The organism is Streptomyces sp. NBC_00212, from assembly GCF_045206365.1.
Classification (GTDB): Bacteria; Actinomycetota; Actinomycetes; order Streptomycetales; family Streptomycetaceae; genus Streptomyces.
In genome coordinates this window covers 5,271,453-5,288,012 of sequence record NZ_CP108115.1, presented here as the reverse complement: position 1 = coordinate 5,288,012, position 16,560 = coordinate 5,271,453, and the positions used below count along the sequence as shown (strand labels likewise).

Annotated in this window: 13 protein-coding genes; 4 read left to right on the top strand and 9 right to left on the bottom strand. The window is 73.3% G+C overall.

The window, feature by feature from the left end; genetic code table 11:
* Window positions 1-121: 121 nt before the first annotated feature.
* The 4 genes from OHA17_RS24240 to OHA17_RS24225 all read right to left on the bottom strand — a co-directional run bounded on the left by OHA17_RS24240 (window position 122) and on the right by OHA17_RS24225 (window position 3,723).
* Entirely contained in the window at window positions 122-1,249 is a 1,128-nt protein-coding gene (locus OHA17_RS24240) for an SIS domain-containing protein (RefSeq protein WP_406508351.1), read from the bottom strand.
* Window positions 1,250-1,315: 66 nt separating this feature from the next.
* Window positions 1,316-1,498: a Trm112 family protein gene (locus OHA17_RS24235; protein WP_053723767.1), complete on the bottom strand. Its 183-nt coding sequence runs from the start codon at window positions 1,496-1,498 to the stop codon at window positions 1,316-1,318.
* 253 nt (window positions 1,499-1,751) lie between these two features.
* Window positions 1,752-3,113 (bottom strand): phosphomannomutase/phosphoglucomutase, encoded by a 1,362-nt coding sequence (locus tag OHA17_RS24230; RefSeq protein WP_406508350.1) that lies wholly within the window; start codon window positions 3,111-3,113, stop codon window positions 1,752-1,754.
* A 190-nt stretch (window positions 3,114-3,303) separates the two neighbouring features.
* A complete protein-coding gene (locus OHA17_RS24225) occupies window positions 3,304-3,723 on the bottom strand; it encodes a DUF3499 domain-containing protein (protein ID WP_398875884.1) in 420 nt (139 codons plus the stop codon).
* A gap of 221 nt (window positions 3,724-3,944) precedes the next feature.
* Between OHA17_RS24225 and OHA17_RS24220 the strand changes: the two genes are divergently transcribed.
* Window positions 3,945-4,487, top strand: coding sequence for a metallopeptidase family protein (locus OHA17_RS24220; RefSeq protein ID WP_398875885.1), 543 nt, complete (start codon window positions 3,945-3,947; stop codon window positions 4,485-4,487).
* 23 nt (window positions 4,488-4,510) lie between these two features.
* Here the strand turns inward: OHA17_RS24220 and OHA17_RS24215 are convergent, their stop codons facing one another.
* From OHA17_RS24215 to OHA17_RS24205, 3 genes are all read right to left on the bottom strand, one after another.
* Complete coding sequence (locus tag OHA17_RS24215) at window positions 4,511-6,088, bottom strand: DUF5719 family protein (RefSeq protein WP_406508349.1); 1,578 nt, start codon at window positions 6,086-6,088, stop codon at window positions 4,511-4,513.
* Window positions 6,085-9,792, bottom strand: coding sequence for a glycosyltransferase (locus OHA17_RS24210; protein ID WP_406508348.1), 3,708 nt, complete (start codon window positions 9,790-9,792; stop codon window positions 6,085-6,087). Before OHA17_RS24210 ends, OHA17_RS24215 begins: the two co-directional genes overlap by 4 nt.
* A gap of 295 nt (window positions 9,793-10,087) precedes the next feature.
* Window positions 10,088-10,351: a WhiB family transcriptional regulator gene (locus OHA17_RS24205; RefSeq protein WP_053723761.1), complete on the bottom strand. Its 264-nt coding sequence runs from the start codon at window positions 10,349-10,351 to the stop codon at window positions 10,088-10,090.
* Window positions 10,352-11,068: 717 nt separating this feature from the next.
* Here OHA17_RS24205 and OHA17_RS24200 point away from each other — a divergent pair.
* The 3 genes from OHA17_RS24200 (at window position 11,069) to OHA17_RS24190 (ending at window position 13,916) form a co-directional block, all read left to right on the top strand.
* Entirely contained in the window at window positions 11,069-11,575 is a 507-nt protein-coding gene (locus tag OHA17_RS24200) for a cysteine dioxygenase (protein ID WP_398875888.1), read from the top strand.
* Window positions 11,576-11,673: 98 nt separating this feature from the next.
* Window positions 11,674-12,630: a 2-phospho-L-lactate transferase gene (cofD, locus tag OHA17_RS24195; protein ID WP_406508347.1), complete on the top strand. Its 957-nt coding sequence runs from the start codon at window positions 11,674-11,676 to the stop codon at window positions 12,628-12,630.
* The gene (locus OHA17_RS24190; RefSeq protein ID WP_406508346.1) at window positions 12,627-13,916 is read left to right on the top strand and encodes a coenzyme F420-0:L-glutamate ligase; all 1,290 of its coding nucleotides are present in this window, start codon (window positions 12,627-12,629) and stop codon (window positions 13,914-13,916) included. The genes cofD and OHA17_RS24190 overlap by 4 nt, the downstream gene beginning before the upstream one ends.
* 6 nt (window positions 13,917-13,922) lie before the next feature.
* Here the strand turns inward: OHA17_RS24190 and OHA17_RS24185 are convergent, their stop codons facing one another.
* Together OHA17_RS24185 and OHA17_RS24180 are read right to left on the bottom strand one after the other, a co-directional pair.
* Window positions 13,923-14,888 (bottom strand): DNA-3-methyladenine glycosylase family protein, encoded by a 966-nt coding sequence (locus OHA17_RS24185; RefSeq protein ID WP_406508345.1) that lies wholly within the window; start codon window positions 14,886-14,888, stop codon window positions 13,923-13,925.
* Between the two features lie 551 nt (window positions 14,889-15,439).
* Complete coding sequence (locus OHA17_RS24180; protein ID WP_053725095.1) at window positions 15,440-16,522, bottom strand: NDP-sugar synthase; 1,083 nt, start codon at window positions 16,520-16,522, stop codon at window positions 15,440-15,442.
* Between the last annotated feature and the right edge of the window lie 38 nt (window positions 16,523-16,560).

The following is a 16,560-nucleotide window of genomic DNA, read 5'->3' as shown; positions in this document are numbered from 1 at the left end:
ACGGTTCCGGGAGACGTTCCACATGCGGGGCTTGCCGAAGGCTTCTGGCTTCCCGGGGGTGGACTGACGGTGGCAGGCACCCTGTCCCTGGGCAGACCCCGGCCGCGCGGCGCGGGCGGGGTCAGGTCGACGCGATCGTCAGGTACACGGTCGCGAAGTCGGTGATGGCGAGGAGCTCGGCGAGGCATTCGAGCTCGCTGCCCTCCTCGGGTTCGAGCTCGCTGACCGGGGTGTCGTGGCTCAGCGCGAGTTCGCGGGCGGCGGGGGCGGCGGAGAGACCGCCCGTGGGCCGGTCGCGCAGCAGGACGACGCGGGCGTGCAGCCGCTCGGGCTCGTCCACGCGGTCGCGGAAAAAGTCGTCCGGGTCGGCGCCGGCCGCGAGCGAGCCCGCGAGCAGCACGCCGTGCGCGGGCAGCGCCTCGGGGAGTTCGGCGGCGAGCGCGGGGTGGCCGGACAGCTCGCTGAGCACGGCGGCGAACCGGCGTCCGGCCGGGGCCGCGCCCAGGCCCTCGGTCCAGATGAGCGGGAGCGATTCGGCGAGCTCGGAGGCGAGCGTCTTCGCGGGGTTGCTGTAGGTCGCGATCGCCGGGCCGCAGCGTTCGGCGGTGCGGTCCAGGCGGGCGGCGACCTTCTCGATGGTCTCGGGGGGCGCGCTGAGCAGCCCGACCCGGTCGAGGAGCGCGAGCAGGGGCGTGAAGAGCGACCACAGGGCGCTCGGGCTCGCGGCGGACAACTCCGCCTCGTCGGGTTCGAAGGGGGCCGACGCCATCGGCACGACCAGGCCGTGCACCCCGTCCACGGCCTCCGCCAGCGGGGAGCGCTGCGGGGCGACCGCGACGACGTTGCATCCCCTGCGGTAGGCCTGCTCGGCGAGGAGCGCGAGGCCCGGCTCGGTGCCGTCGGTGGTGGTGATGAGCAGCAGGTCGACGGAGCCCGCCCAGCCCGGCAGGCTCCAGCGCAGGGCGCCCGCGGCGGGGGCGACGCCGGTCGACTCCAGGCGGGTGACCGGTGCGGACGCGCCCGCGAGCGCCGTGATCAGGTCGGCCACGCCCGCCGCCGCGGTGCCGGGGCCCGCGATCAGGACGGACCGGGGGCGGCCCTCCGGCTTCAGCTCGGCGATACCGGCCTCGGCCGCGTGCCGGGCCGCGGTGCGGACGCGGGCGCCCGCCTCGGCCGCGCCGCGCAGCAGGCCACGGCGGTCGGCCCTGGCGAGGGCTTCCGGTGCATCGAGCAGCGACTCGTCGAGCATGTAGGTCGGCCTCCGGCTCTGGCTTGGCGGGTTACCGGGAGTGCGCGGGCGGGGCCCGCACCCTGCTTACGCGGGGCGGCGGGCCTCGTCCACCAGGAGGACCGGGATGCCGTCGCGCACGGGGTAGGCGAGGCCGCAGTCCTTGCCGGTGCAGATCAGCTCGGGCTCGTCCGCCGAGGTCGCGTCGCTGAGCGGGGCGTGGCAGGCCGGGCAGGCGAGGATCTCGAGGAGGCCGGCTTCGAGCGGCATGGGGTTCCCTTCGGCGATTCTTCGTTCCGTACGCGTCCGGAACGCGCGCGGGGGTCGGGCCAGGTCAGCCTACCGCCGGGGTGGGCGGGGTGCGTGCCCGGTGAAGGGAGTGGGGTGCGGGGGCCGCTGGGGGCTTACACGCGGTGGGAGGGGCGCGGGGCCACCGGGGTGTTCACATGCCGACGGGCGTGGGTGGCCCGGACGCCCACGCCTGTCGGAAGCCGACCCCGGGTGCGCCCCGGTCGGGCCTGCCTCAGCCCCGGACGATCGCCAGGACCTCGTCCCGCACCTTCGCCATCGTCGGTACGTCGCGCGCCTCGACGTTCAGGCGCAGCAGCGGCTCGGTGTTGGAGGCGCGCAGGTTGAACCACCAGTCCTGGGCGGTGACAGTCAGGCCGTCGAGCTCGTCCAGGGTGAGGCCTGCCTGGCCCTCGTAGACGGCGCGGACGGCGGCCGCGCGGCCCGCCTGGTCCTCGACCGTGGAGTTGATCTCGCCCGAGCCCGCGTAGCGGTCGTACTGGGCGACCAGGGCGGAGAGGCTGCCCTGCTGTCCGCCCAGCGCGGCCAGCACGTGGAGCGCGGCCAGCATGCCGGTGTCCGCGTTCCAGAAGTCGGCGAAGTAGTAGTGCGCGGAGTGCTCGCCGCCGAAGATCGCTCCGGTGGCCGCCATCTCCTGCTTGATGAAGGAGTGGCCGACCCGGGTGCGGACGGGGGTGCCGCCGTTCTCGCGGACCACCTCGGGGACGGACCAGGAGGTGATCAGGTTGTGGATCACGGTGCCGCCGGGGTGCCGGGCGAGCTCGCGGGCCGCGACCAGGGCGGTGATCGCGGAGGGCGAGACCGGCTCGCCCCGCTCGTCGACGACGAAGCAGCGGTCGGCGTCGCCGTCGAAGGCGAGGCCGAGGTCCGCGCCCTCGGCGATGACGCGGGCCTGGAGGTCCACGATGTTCGCCGGGTCGAGCGGGTTGGCCTCGTGGTTGGGGAAGGTGCCGTCGAGCTCGAAGTACATCGGGACCACGTCGAGGGGCAGGCCTTCGAACACGGTGGGCACGGTGTGCCCGCCCATTCCGTTGCCCGCGTCGACCACGACCTTCAGGGGGCGGATGGCCGAGAGGTCGACGAGGGACAGGAGATGGGCCGCGTAGTCCGTCAACGTCTCGCGCTCGCCGATCGTGCCCGCCTCGGCCGCCGGGGCCGGGCCGCCCTGCTCGGACCACCGCTCGACCAGCTCGCGGATCTCGGCGAGGCCGGTGTCCTGGCCGACCGGGGCCGCGCCCTTGCGGCACAGCTTGATGCCGTTGTACTGGGCCGGGTTGTGCGAGGCGGTGAACATCGCGCCCGGCAGGTCCAGCGCGCCGGACGCGTAGTAGAGCTGGTCCGTGGAGCAGAGGCCGATGAGCGTGACGTCCGCGCCCAGGGCGGCCGCGCCGCGCGCGAAGGCCGCCGAGAGGCCGGGCGACGAGGGCCGCATGTCGTGGCCGACGACGATGGCGTCCGCCTGCGTCACGGTGACGAAGGCCGCGCCGAAGAGCTCGGCAAGGGACTCGTCCCACTGATCCGGCACCACTCCGCGGACGTCGTACGCCTTCACGATCTGCGACAGATCAGCAGCCACGGCCCAACCTTCCCTGATGTCGTCGACGGCGTCCTCCCCGGGGCGCCGACCGGGCTCCCAAACTACCCGCCGCCACCTGTGCGCCGGCCACAGCTTCGGTGGACCCGGGCAGACTGTGTCAACTCGGCCGCGACACCTGTGGGTTGCGGGACGGCTGCGGAGCCGGAAGCTCGCGGCGGCGGAGCCGGGGTCAGGATTCGGGCGAGGGCAGGACGCGCAGATGGCCTCGGCGGCCGACTTCCGCCGGGTCCGCCGCGCGCGCTCCGCCTGCATCGGCGGCGCGCTCCTGGGGACGCGCCGCCTCCCGGACGGCGTTGGCGAGCGCCTCCAGGTCGTCGCCGCTGGGGCGGGCCGGGGCGGAGGCATCCGTCAGGCGGACGACCTCCCAGCCGCGGGGCGCGGTCAGGCGCTCGCTGTGCTCGGCGCACAGGTCGTAGCAGTGGGGTTCGGCGTAGGTGGCGAGCGGACCGAGAACTGCGGTCGAGTCCGCGTAGACGTACGTCAGTGTCGCGACGGCAGGGCGGCCGCACGCGGTGCGCGAACAGCGACGTACAGGGCTCACGACGTTGGACGGTACCGCACTCTTGACCGGGCCGCGACGACTCTCCACCAGGTCACTCCCCCGTGTCGCGGTGTGAGCTCTGGCACAGGAGGCGTCCGAGCAACTGCGCTGACCTGCACGGGAACAGAGGACCACGGGCGGTTACCGCCCTTGTGCCGACCGCCACTTGGGAACGATTCGGTCAAACGACGCGAAATCCTAGGTGTCGGACGGGCCGGTAACCGCTCTCATGCGTGGCCGAAATGGTCATCCCGCGACATGCCCGCGACATGCGGTCCCCGGGGCCGCCGCCGCGATCGCCACCGGCTCCGGAGGGCTACGCTGCGTCAGTGATGGACAGCTCCAGCTCAGCCGAAGGTACTGGCTCCCGATCGGGGCCCCGGCGCCGCGACCGGCACGGCCGTGGCATGCGCGGCCCCGTGGCGCCGCCCCAGGTGCCGCTCTCGGCCAGCAGGGCCGAGACCTTCCGCGATCTCGTACTCGACTCCGTGGAGCGCCTGGAGCGGCGCTGGCCGCAGCTGGCGGAGGTGGAGTTCCTGGTCACCGACGTGCCGTTCAAGGACGCCCCCGGCACCGCGGACGACGACGGGGAACCGGCGGCCTGGAGCGACGAGGCGGTGCCGCTGGGCCGTGCGCTTCCGGCGGGCAAGGACCACCCCGCCCGGATCCTGGTCTACCGCCGGCCGGTCGAGATCCGTACCAAGAACCGGGACGAGCGCGCCCTGCTCGTCCACGAGGTCGTGGTCGAGCAGGTCGCCGAACTCCTGGGTCTGGCACCGGAGTCGGTCGACCCGCGGTACGGGCAGGACTGAGCCCCCTCTTCCTCCTCCAGGGCCTACTTCTCCAGGACCGAGAGGTCCTGGGAGGCGGCCGGCACCGCGACCGTGCCCTTGTCGTCGGCCAGCGTCTGCACCGTGAACATCGGGACGCCGTCCTGCGTGATCGCCAGCGTGCGCGAGGCGTAGACGGGCCCACCGTTCGGATCGGGCTCGACGGTCAGCGCGTACGAGCCCTTGAGGCCGGAGGGGACCTGCGGGTCGACGACGAGGGTGGTGCCCGCCTTCACGGTGTACGTCTTGGACTGGGGCTCGCCGGCCTCGGTGCCCGCGGAGGAGGTGACCTTCACCGTGGCGTCCTTGGTGCCGGGCGCGGTCAGCACGAGCGTGGTGGCCTTGTCCCGGTTGTCGGTGACCGTCGCGCGGTTGCCGACCGGATTGGTGGCCGGGATGAAGGCGATCTCCTGCTTGTCACCTGTGCCACGGACCACGCGCAGCGCCGCGACGACCGGAGTGCTGCCGTCCGCATCCGGGGTGAGCAGAAGGGAACCCGCCTCGCCCCTCGTGACGTTCTTCAAATCAAAGGACGCCGTCATCCCCGATTTCACGTGGACGGTGTCCAGCCCCGCCGGTGTGAAGCTGCCCCCCTTGCCCATCAGCTTCACCTTGAGGTCCGCGTCGTCCGCGCCCTTGGCGTGCACGATCAGGCGTACGTCGGTGGCGTCGCCCGGGATGCCCGGAAGCACCTGGGAGGCGGCCGCGTCCGCCGACGCGGGCAGCCAGTCCGCGCCCGCCTTCGCATCCGTGGCCTGCACCACCGCGCCGACCCGGCCCGCGCGGGTGGAGACATGCACCGTCAGATCGTCGGCCACCGTGCCGGTCAGTGTGGAGAGGAGAACGGGGACGCTCGACTTGGCGGGGATCGTGATGCCCTCGCCGATGTCGGCCTTGATGGGACCGTCCTTGCCGAAGAGCTCGATGTCGGCGACGGCCGCGGTGTCGTCCGGGTTGGTCAGGTGGACGTAGTCCTGGCGGTCCTTGGCCGTGGACGCGCCGGGGAACCAGAAGTCGGCATCCGGCGCGGTGCAACTGGTGCCGAGCAGGGCGCGCCCGACGCCGCCGGTGATCTGGGTGGTCTGCTGGGCGGCCCAGCCCGGCGCGAGGAGGCCGTCGGCGGAGCCGGTGAGGGCGGGTGCGTCGGCGCCGGACGCGGTGGCGGCGACCGGCTTGCCGGGCTCCTTCAGGGAGATGACCGGCTGGCCGGAGGCGGGCTTGTCGGCCGGCTTCTTGTCCTTGCCGTCCTTGCCCTTGCCGTCCTTCGCCTTGTCGGTCGAGGCGGCGGGCGAGGGCGCGCCGGTGTCGGCGGGCGGCGGCACCGCCGGGTTCAGCACGGCCGTGCCCGGCTTGCCCTGCGGGCCGCCCGCGGCGCCCTTCGGGGTGAACGCGGTGTACGTCGTCTGGGCCAGGTCGGAGATGCTGGGCGCCGGGCACAGCAGGCTGGAGCGTTCGACGGGCAGCCGGGCCGGGGACTTGGCGCCGGTGTCGGTGGAGCCGCCGGGCGCGGTGAGCGAGGCGAAGCCGGTCAGCGCGGCGAGGGCGACGGCCCCCGCGGCGAGGGAGAGGGTGGTGCGCTTCACTGCTGGCTCCCGTCGGGGCGGTGCGGCTGCTGCTCGGGCTGCTCGGGCGGGTATCCGTAGCCGTACGGGTCGTAACTCCCGTCCGGCGGCAGCGGCAGGCCCTGCGGCTGCTGGTAGGGGTCGTACGTCTGCTGCCCGTGCCCGTCGACGTACTGGCCCTGGCCGAACTGGCCGTCGGCGCCCGGGACTTGGGGGTACGGCGTCTCGGGGTAGTGCTGCTCGGGGTACGGGACCTGGGCGTACTGGCCGTCGGGGTACTGCTGGTAGCCGGGGTACTGCTGCTGGTACGGGTCGTACTGCTGCTGCGCCTGCTGGTCGTGCTGGGTGGGGTCGGCGGCCGGGGAGGTGGTGGCGTACTGCGCCGCGTCCCACTCGTCGTACGCCGGCTGCTGCGGGATGTCGGCCTGCTCGGCGGGCTGTCCCTCGCCGGGGGGCTCGGCCTCGGCCTGGGCGCGGAGCCTGCGGGCCCGGCGGCCCTCGCCCGCGACGGGCTGCGCGGGGACGGCCGCCAGGGCCTCCTCCGCCTCGGGCAGGTCGTCGTCGATCTCGCGGCGGCGGCCCGGCAGGGCCAGCACGAGCAGGACGAGGGCGAGCGCGGCCTGGATCCAGATCCAGGCGGCGTGGGTGAACGGGGCGTCGTAGGTGACGTCCAACGTGCCCGCGTCCGCCGGGAGTTCGAAGCCCTGGGCCCAGCCGTCGACGGTGGTCCTCTTGAGCGCCTTGCCGTCGAGGGTGGCAGTCCAGCCGGGTGCGGACTTGTCGGCGATGCGCAGGACGCGGCCGGCCTCGCCGGCCGGGACCTTGGTGTGGATGTCGACGGGGTCCGCGGCCACCGGCAGGCTCTCGCCGCCCTTGGCCGGGACGATCACGGCGCGGGCGACCTGACGGTCGACCCGCCACAGCGCGCTGCCGTCGAGCTGGCTGAGGCGGCTGAGGCCGGGCGTCGAGTCGAGGGTGCGGGCGAAGGAGCGGGGCGCGCCGTCGCGGACCAGCACATAGCGCACGGCGTAGCCGCTGAGCTGGGTCGACTGGTCGGCGCCGGAGCCCGCGACGAGGTTGGAGACGACCTTGCCGAGCCCGGCGTCGCCGCCTGCGGACGCGGCGAGTTCGGCGTCGCCGAGCTGGGCGCCCGAGCCCCTCACCAGCGTGTACGCGACCTTGGCGGGCGAGGTGCCGCCAAGGACCAGGGTGCGGGCCTGGTCGCGGGTGCCGCTCTCCTCGGCGACGAACGCCGGCACCTGCACGGGGTCGCGCCGCTCCAGCGGGCCCGCGGCGCCGCCGATCATCCAGTTCGCCGCGGAGTACACGGGACCGAGGGCGGCCGCGAGCGCGATCAGCGCGGCGACCGGCTGGCGCCAGCCGAAGCCGTGCCCGGCGACCCGGGTCCGGCCGTTCTCGGCGCCGATCGCTCCGGCGGCGAGCAGCGCGAGCCCGTACACGAGGGTCGCGGGGCCCGCCCAGGCGCTGTGGTTCGACAGGATCGCGAAGAGGAAGCCGGTGAGTGCGACGGCCCAGGCGGTGCGGATCGCGAAGGTGCGCTCCGAGCGGAGCAGCGCCGCGAGCGCGGCCCCGACGAAGCCGATGAGCATGAGCCCGCCGACCGTCTTGGCCCCGCCGGGGCTCGCCCCGAGCAGGTCGAGCGCGCCGGCCGAGCCGTCCCCGTACTCCAGGCCCGCTTCCCTCAGGAAGCCGGACGGTCCGGTGACCAGGGTCAGCGACCACGGCGCGAGCATCAGGAGCGGGGTGCCGACGGCGGCCAGGAACCGCAGCCCGTACGCCCCGATGTCGCCCCGGCGCAGGGCCAGCACGCCGATGCCGAGCAGCACCGCGACCGGCCACACGACCGGCGTGAACGCCGTCGCGATGGTCAGGAGCAGCGCGTACGTCCAGGTGGCGCGCCAGCTGCCGCGGGTGCCGTCGCCGCGGAACCCGGCGGCGGACACCCCGGCCCGGCCGATCAGCGGCAGCAGGATCGCGAGGACGGCGGTGCCGAGCCGGCCCGCGGCGAGCGCGCCGGTGGCGGCGGGCAGGAAGGCGTAGGCGATGGCTGCCCAGGCGCGCAGCTGGCGGGATGCGACGAGCGGGCGCGAGGCGAAGTACGCGGTGAGCCCGGCCAGCGGGACCGAGCAGACCAGGAGCAGGGTCAGCGCGAAGCCGGTCGAGCCGAAGCAGAGCGCGGAAAGCACGGCGATGATCGCGAGGTAGGGCGGCGCGGTCTGGGTGTCGCCGGCGCCGATGGGGTGCCAGGCGTCGGCGTAGCGGCCCCACAGGTCCCCGATGTGGTCGGGCGCGGGCAGCAGGGCGCCGCCCATGAGGGTGCCACCGCCGAGCAGATCGCGGCACGCGACAAGGGAGACGAGCAGCAGGAGTGCGAAGAGGACCGGCGCCGGTTTGCGGGCGATCTTCTTGAGGCGGGCGAACTGCTCGATCTCCAGGAAGTCGGCGTCGTCCCCGCCGGGTCCGGATTCGACGGCGCCGTGCCGGGAGCCGCCGGTGTCCTCGGTGCCCGCGCCGAGGCTGCCCGCCACGGATTCGACGGTGGCGCGGATGGTGGCGCCGGGCGGCGGGAACAGCGGGCGCAGTTCGCTCGCCTCGACGCCGCTCTTGCCGCGCTTCTTGCGTCCGGCGAGGATCCGGCCGGGCCGCAGCAGGGTGGCGGAGAGGCCCATGACCTCGTCGACGGCCTGCCCCGGCACCTTGCCCACGAGGTAGGCGACGGTGCGCAGGAGCGTGCCGATCACGATGCGGAGCAGCACGTAAGGGAGCAGCGCGGGACGGGAGTTGACGAGCATGGTGTAGACAGCGCCCGCCTTGTCGACCCGGTGCGGGTTGACGACCGAGCGGCCCGCGCAGTCGACGGTGCGGCGTTCGCGGGCCGAGGCCTCGGCGTGGCGGACCGCGGCGTCGGGGGCGACGAGGACGGTGTGCCCGGCGTCGTGGGCGCGCCAGCACAGATCGACGTCGTCGCGCATCAGCGGCAGCCTGCGGTCGAAGCCGCCGAGCTCGTCCCACACGTCGCGGCGGATCAGCATGCCCGCCGACGACACGGAGAGCACGGGCCGGACCTGGTCGTGCTGGCCCTGGTCCTGTTCGCGCCGGTCCAGGCCCGTCCAGCGGCGCCCGCTGTGGGCGATGGACACGCCCACTTCGAGGAGTTGCTTGCGGTCGTACCAGCCGCGGAGTTTGGGGCCGATGATCGCGGCATGGGAGTTGGAGTCGGCGACGCGCAGCAGTTCGGCGAGCGCGTCGGGCTCGGGCGCGCAGTCGTCGTGGAGCAGCCAGAGCCACTGCACGGGCTCGCCGTGCGGGAGTTCGGGCAGGTCGTAGCTGTCGTCGCGCCAGGTGCGCGAGACCGGGTCCCAGCCGCTGGGGCGCTTCAGATAGGGGAGTTCCTCGGGGCCGAGCACGGGTGCGGTGCGGGCGGCCTCCTCGACGGCGGTGCCGAATCCGGTGCGGCGGGCGAGGTGCAGGACGCGTTCGGCGCCGAGCGCCTCGGTGACCAGGCGGGCGGAGTCGTCGGCGCTGCCGGTGTCGGCGGCGTACGCGTTCTGTACGGGGCGTTCCTGGCCCAGGAGTCCGGCCAGGACGTCGGGGAGCCAGCGTGCGCCGTCGTGCGAGACGACCACGGCGGTGACGACATGTCGGGGGAACTCGGGAGTCGCGGCCGCCTCGTACGGGGCCGTCGACTGGCTGTGCACGGACATCGAGGTACGGGCCCCTCCGCCCCGGAAGGCTGCTGTGCTGACTGCGGTAGGCGCGGCCGGTGTCGTGAGACGGGCTCTGACGTGACCGGAGTGCCGTGGACAGCGCCCCACACTAACGGCTGCCACACAAACGGTCCGCCGCCTGCGGACGGGGCGCAGAGGACGGACCGTTGGTTGTGTACGGAGTTGGGCGGTTTGGGCCCCTGAGGGTGGTCGCCGGGGGTCAGACGGCGGGCTCCTCAAGGCCCCTTGTCGAGGCCCTCCCTCAAGGGACTTCGGACGGTTCCGAGGGAGTTCAGACGGCGGCCTTCTTCAGGCGGCGGCGCTCGCGCTCGGACAGGCCGCCCCAGATGCCGAACCGCTCGTCGTTGGCGAGGGCGTACTCAAGGCATTCGGAGCGCACTTCGCAGGCGAGGCAGACCTTCTTGGCCTCCCTGGTGGAGCCGCCCTTTTCAGGGAAGAAGGATTCGGGGTCGGTCTGGGCGCAGAGTGCCCGTTCCTGCCAGCCGAGCTCCTCTTCGGCCTCGTCGACCAGCAGTTCCTGAAACAGCTCGGTCATGTGCGCCCCTCGTCTGTCTTTTGCTGCCCCGTGATGTTGCCGTTACCGAATCCGGCTGAACGACACGAGTGAAATTACAAGTGCGTGGATCCGGGCCAGTCAAGCCGAGATCTGCTATTGAGCCTGGTATTCACTCTGCGGAACCAAGGCTTTGCGGAAAGTGTTCAAATCGGTAAAAAGGTGACGCCTGCCGCTGGCCCACACCGACACCCCTCCTCACCGGTCCGCCCGACTCGCGCCCGACTGCGACTACAGAGGAGGACGAGACGAGTGTTGATCTTGTTGCGTCCGTACCCGGAAAGCGGCCCGGATCACATTCGGATCACGAGAAGGCAACGGCGTTTGGTTGCACAGTTGCTGCGCCACATCTCCCGCCCCGCGACTGCACAAACCTTTCTCCGGCTCCAGTAACCGGATGAGGTGAAACATTGCCGCCAAATCGGGCATTGGGTTGACAACAGACCCACAACCCGGTCTCCTGGACGGCATGTCCGTGACCGCAGCGCACCGAGCGACCCACATCCGTGGGTTCCGCAGCGCTGTCCAGGCACGCTGTTGCTGTTCCAGCTGTTGATCCCGCACCTCCCGCGCCACGTGCGATCCAGCTTCTCCCCTCGCCTCCCCTGAGACGCCACGCGTCCGCTCCGGGCGGCCGCCGTCTCCGCGAGACACCTCATCTGCGACACCCCAGCACTTCTGCCGAGGAACCCCCGCACCATGAACAGCAGCCACAGCGACCTCCAGATCGCCGGCGACATCCTTGAGGTCCAGCACCTCCTGCAGCCCGCCCGCGAGCACCCCGCCACCGTCGCCGAGTTCGCCGGACTCGCCCGCTCCATCGCCGCCGACCGCTCCCAGTGGGCCCACCTCGTCCAGTACGACGCGGTCTCCCGCTGGTACCACCGGCTGCGCACGGGGCCCGGCTACGAGGTCTGGCTCCTGTCCTGGGTGCCCGGCCAGGGCAGCGGCGCCCACGACCACGGCGCGTCCTCGGGCGTACTGACCGTCCTGGCCGGCGAGCTGACCGAGCACACCGAGCGCGGCGTACGGAACCTGGGCGCCGGAACCCAGCGGGTCTTCGCGCCGGGCTATGTGCACGACGTCGTCAACGACTCCCTGGAACCGGCCGTCAGCCTGCACGTCTACTACCCGGGCCTGACCGACATGCCGATGCACGCCAGCCAGAGCTCCTCCCCGGCGACCCAGGATGTCGTACCCGCCTGACACCCCCACCCTTCCCCAAGCTCTGAAGGAGCAGGGGAGGCCCCACTCCCGACCACCGCCCCTCAAAGGATCAGGCTGCGCCTGACAGACTGTCGGGCATGCGCATTGTGGTTCTGGCAGGCGGCATCGGTGGTGCCCGCTTCCTCCGTGGTCTGAAGTCCGCCGCCCCCGACGCGGACATCACCGTCATCGGCAACACCGGTGACGACATCCATCTGTTCGGCCTGAAGGTCTGCCCCGACCTCGACACCGTGATGTACACCCTGGGCGGTGGCATCAACGAGGAGCAGGGCTGGGGACGTACCGACGAGTCCTTCACCGTGAAGGAGGAGCTCGCCGCGTACGGGGTCGGGCCCGAGTGGTTCGGGCTCGGCGACCGCGACTTCGCGACGCACATCGTCCGTACGCAGATGCTCGGCGCGGGCTACCCGCTGAGCGCCGTCACCGAGGCGCTGTGCGCCCGCTGGCAGCCCGGCGTCCGGCTCATCCCGATGTCCGACGACCGCGTCGAGACCCATGTGGCCATCGATGTGGACGGTGAGCGCAAGGCGGTCCACTTCCAGGAGTACTGGGTGAAGCTGCGGGCCTCCGTGGACGCGCAGGCCGTCGTGCCCGTCGGCGCCGAGCAGGCCAAGCCCGCGCCCGGCGTCCTCGAAGCGATCGCCGCGGCCGACGTCATCCTCTTCCCGCCGTCCAACCCGGTCGTCTCGGTCGGCACGATCCTGGCCGTGCCCGGCATCCGCGAGGCGATCGCCGAGGCAGGCGTGCCGGTGGTCGGCCTCTCCCCCATCGTGGGTGACGCCCCGGTGCGCGGCATGGCCGACAAGGTGCTCGCCGCGGTCGGCGTGGAGTCCACGGCGGCCGCGGTCGCCGAGCACTACGGCTCGGGGCTGCTCGACGGCTGGCTGGTCGACAGCGTGGACGCCGGCACGGTCGCGCGGATCGAGGAGGCGGGCATCCGCTGCCGGGCCGTGCCGCTGATGATGACGGACCTGGACACGACGGCCGCCATGGCCCGCGAGGCCCTCCGGCTTGCGGAGGAGGTCCGCGCGTGAACCCTTCCTTCCGGGTGTGGGCGCTGCCGGGGCTGCCGGAGGTGCAGGCCGGTGACGACCTGGCGAAGCTGATCGCGGCGGCCGAGCCCGGCCTCGCCGACGGCGACATCCTGCTCGTCACCTCGAAGATCGTCTCCAAGGCGGAGGGCCGGATCACCGAGGCCACCGACCGCGAGGCGGCCATAGACGCCGAGACGGTACGGGTGGTGGCTCGGCGCGGCACCCTGCGCATAGTCGAGAACCGGCAGGGCCTGATCATGGCCGCGGCCGGCGTCGACGCCTCCAACACTCCTGCCGGGACAGTGCTGTTGCTGCCCGAGGACCCGGACGCCTCGGCGGCCGCGATCCGCGCCGGGCTGCGTGACGCGCTCGGCGTCGAGGTCGGCGTGATCGTCACGGACACCTTCGGACGGCCCTGGCGCAACGGGCTCACCGACGTGGCGATCGGCGCCAGTGGCGTACGCGTCCTCGACGACCTGCGCGGCGGCACGGACGCGCACGGCAATCCGCTGAGCGCGACCGTGATCTCGCTCGCCGACGAGCTGGCCGCCGCGGGCGACCTGGTGAAGGGCAAGGCCGGCGGCCTTCCGGTCGCCGTGGTCCGCGGGCTCGGCCACCTCGCGGGCGAGGGCTCGGCCCGCGAAATGGTCCGCGCCTCGGTCGACGACATGTTCCGCCTGGGCACTTCGGAGGCGGTACGCGAGGCGGTCACCCAGCGGCGTACGGTACGGGCCTTCACGGCCGAGCCCGTCGACCCCGGCGCGGTACGGCGCGCGGTGGCGGCGGCGGTCACCGCGCCGGCCCCGCACCACACGACGCCCTGGCGGTTCGTGCTGCTCGAATCGGAGGAGTCGCGCACGCGGCTGCTCGACGCGATGCGGGCCGCCTGGATCGAGGACCTGCGTCGCGACGGCAAGTCCGAGGAGTCGATCGCCAAGCGGGTCGCGCGCGGCGAAGTCCTGCGCGCCGCACCGTACTTGGTGGTGCCCTGCCTGGTGATGGACGGCTCGCACAGCTACGGCGACGCCCGCCGCGACGACGCCGAGCGCGAGATGTTCGTGGTCGCGGCGGGCGCGGGCGTCCAGAACTTCCTGGTGGCCCTGGCGGGCGAGCGGCTCGGCTCGGCGTGGGTGTCCTCGACGATGTTCTGCCGCGATGTCGTACGCGACTCCCTCGGCCTGCCCGCCCATTGGGACCCGATGGGGGCGGTGGCCGTGGGGCACGCGGCCCAGCCGCCGAAGGAGCGCCCGGCGCGGGAGGCTTCGGCGTTCATCGAGGTGCGCTGAACTCGCCTACAGCGGGGCGATGTTGCCGGGCTGCATGCGCGGGGCGCGGCGCTCCGGGGTGTGGCCGCTGAGCAGGATCAGGCGGGCGGCCCGGTGGCGCTGGCCCGCGTACGGTTCGAGCAGGGCCAGCATCTCGGCGTCGTCGGCGTGCCGGTCGCCCGCGAGGGCGTGGCCGATGATGCCGGGCAGATGGAGGTCGCCGACGGTCACCAAGTCGGCGGCGCCGATGGCCCGTTGGAGGGTTTCGGCGGCGGTCCACGGGCCGATGCCCGGGATGAGCTGGAGCCGCTCGGCGGCCTTCGACGGGTCCATGGTGGCCGCCTCCTCCATGCGGCGGGCCACCCGCACCGCGCGCATGACGGCGTCCGAGCGCTTCGAGTCGACGCCGGCGCGGTGCCACTCCCAGGACGGGATCAGCGCCCAGGTCCTCGCGTCGGGCATGACGTACATCCCGTCAGGGGCGCCGGGGGCGGGCTCGCCGAACTTCCGGACGAGGAGCCGCCAGGCGCGGTAGGCCTCGGTCGTGGTGACCTTCTGTTCCAGGACGGAGGGGATCAGGGATTCAAGGACCAGTCCGGTACGGCCGAGGCGCAGTCCGGGTCGCCTGCGGTGCGCCTCGGCCACGAGGCGGTGGCGGGGCGTGAAGGCGCCGGGGTCGTCCAACTCCCCCAGCAGCGCGGGGAGTTGCTCAAGCATCCACTCCGCGCCCTCGCCCCACGCCTCGGCGTGCGCGGTGCCGTTCCGGGCGGCCACTCGCAGGGTGGCGGGGCCGGCGGGGGTTCTCGACGTGCGCCATACCGCTCCGTCGGGGGTGGTGCGGTAGGTGGGGTCCGCGGGGCCGCGTCTGAGGGGGCCGAGGGTCAGGGGGAGGTCGAGGGGCCCCTCTGCCGGCGCCCAGGCCCGGGTCCGCCCTGCCGCGCGGGGGGCGGGGATGGGGCGGCCGGGTGTGCGGGGGGTGAATCGTCCTGCCACGGGGGGTCCTCGGGGGGGGTGGGGTGCCCTTCGAGGGTACGCGGCGTTGCCGGCCCCCTGCTCCCCGCGTTCCTGGGGCTCCGCCCCAGACCCCGTTGGGACCCCACCCCACCCCTTCCCTAGACCCTCCGGGGGTGGGATGTCGGGTGCGGCCCGGCGGTCGATCCTGGGGCTCCGCCCCAGACCCCGTTCGCGCCTTGAGGGCGCTCGTCCTCAATCGCCGGACGGGCTGGAGGTGGGTGCAGGTCCATGATCGTCGACCGGCCGGAGATGCGCACATGGGCATCCTGCCCAGGCCAACCCCGCTGGGGGCGCGGGGAACTGCGCGAGGAACCACCCACGGCCCGCAGGCCGAAAGCGCGTCCAGGGGCGCGGGGAACTGCGCGGGCAGCCCCCACCGGCTCGCAACCGACCGATGGCATACCCAGCCCCTCCGGCGTTTGAGGAGCCGGGTCCGGGGCGGAGCCCCGGGGGCTCGGGCTGTTGCATCCGCTGTACGGGTGGGTGGGAGGGGAACCCCCGGGGTTTGGGGCGGAGCCCCGAGGGCGGGGCTACTGGTCCGAGGAGAAGCGGACCGACCCCGCCGGGAGCACCGCGTCGCACCACACCCGTACCCCCTCGCGGAGCTCGTTGTCCGGGCCCACCCTCGCGCCGTCACCCACGACCGCTCCGGCCAGGATCGTCCGCGCGCCGATGCGCGCACCCGCTCCGACCAGCGAGTCCGTGATCACCGCGCCCGCCTCGACCACCGCGTCCGACAGGATCGTGCTGCCCGTGATCCGCGCGCCCTCGCCCACCACCGCGCCGTGGCCCACCACCGTGCCGCCGGTCAGCTTCGCGTCGGGGGCCACCTTCGCTGTGGGGAGGACGAGTCGGTCGCCGCAGCGGCCGGGGACCGCCGGGGAGGGGGCGCGGCCGAGCACCAGGTCCGCCGAGCCACGGACGAAGGCCTGCGGAGTGCCCAGGTCCAGCCAGTAGGTCGAATCGACCATTCCCTGGAGGTGGGCTCCCTCCGCCAGCAGGCCCGGGAACGTTTCGCGCTCCACCGAGACCGGGCGGCCCGCCGGAATCTCGTCGATGACCGAACGCCGGAACACGTACGCCCCCGCGTTGATCTGGTCCGTGACGATTTCCTCCGGCGTCTGGGGCTTCTCCAGGAAGGCCGTGACGCGGCCGGTCGGGTCGGTGGGGACCAGGCCGAACGCCCTCGGGTCGTCGACCCGGGTCAGGTGCAGGGAGACGTCCGCGCCGGAGGAGTCGTGGGTGTCCACGAGCGCCCGGATGTCCAGGCCCGTCAGGATGTCGCCGTTGAAGATCAGGACCGGGTCGTCGGGGCCCGAGCGGAGCCGGGACGCCACGTTGCGGATGGCGCCGCCCGTGCCCAGCGGCTCGTCCTCCGTCACGTACTCGATGCTGAGGCCGAGCGCGGAGCCGTCGCCGAAGTACGGCTCGAACACCTCGGCCAGATAAGAGGTGGCCAGGACGATGTGGTCGACGCCCGCCGCGTGGGCCCGGGCCAGCTGGTGGGTGAGGAAGGGGACGCCGGCCGCCGGAACCATCGGCTTGGGTGTGTTCACCGTGAGGGGGCGGAGCCTCGTGCCCTTGCCGCCGACCAGGAGGATCGCTTCTGTCACCTGTCGTCTCTGCTTCCTGCTGGGGCCGGCCTTCGGAT

What these genes read in the sequence shown, in the direction of transcription:
- OHA17_RS24240 (WP_406508351.1), bottom strand. Translation starts at nt 1,249, where the DNA reads ATGCTCGACGAGTCGCTGCTCGATGCACCGGAAGCCCTCGCCAGGGCC.
- OHA17_RS24235 (WP_053723767.1), bottom strand. Translation starts at nt 1,498, where the DNA reads ATGCCGCTCGAAGCCGGCCTCCTCGAGATCCTCGCCTGCCCGGCCTGC.
- OHA17_RS24220 (WP_398875885.1), top strand. Translation starts at nt 3,945, where the DNA reads ATGCGGTCCCCGGGGCCGCCGCCGCGATCGCCACCGGCTCCGGAGGGC.
- OHA17_RS24210 (WP_406508348.1), bottom strand. Translation starts at nt 9,792, where the DNA reads ATGTCCGTGCACAGCCAGTCGACGGCCCCGTACGAGGCGGCCGCGACT.
- OHA17_RS24205 (WP_053723761.1), bottom strand. Translation starts at nt 10,351, where the DNA reads ATGACCGAGCTGTTTCAGGAACTGCTGGTCGACGAGGCCGAAGAGGAG.
- OHA17_RS24200 (WP_398875888.1), top strand. Translation starts at nt 11,069, where the DNA reads ATGAACAGCAGCCACAGCGACCTCCAGATCGCCGGCGACATCCTTGAG.
- cofD (WP_406508347.1), top strand. Translation starts at nt 11,674, where the DNA reads ATGCGCATTGTGGTTCTGGCAGGCGGCATCGGTGGTGCCCGCTTCCTC.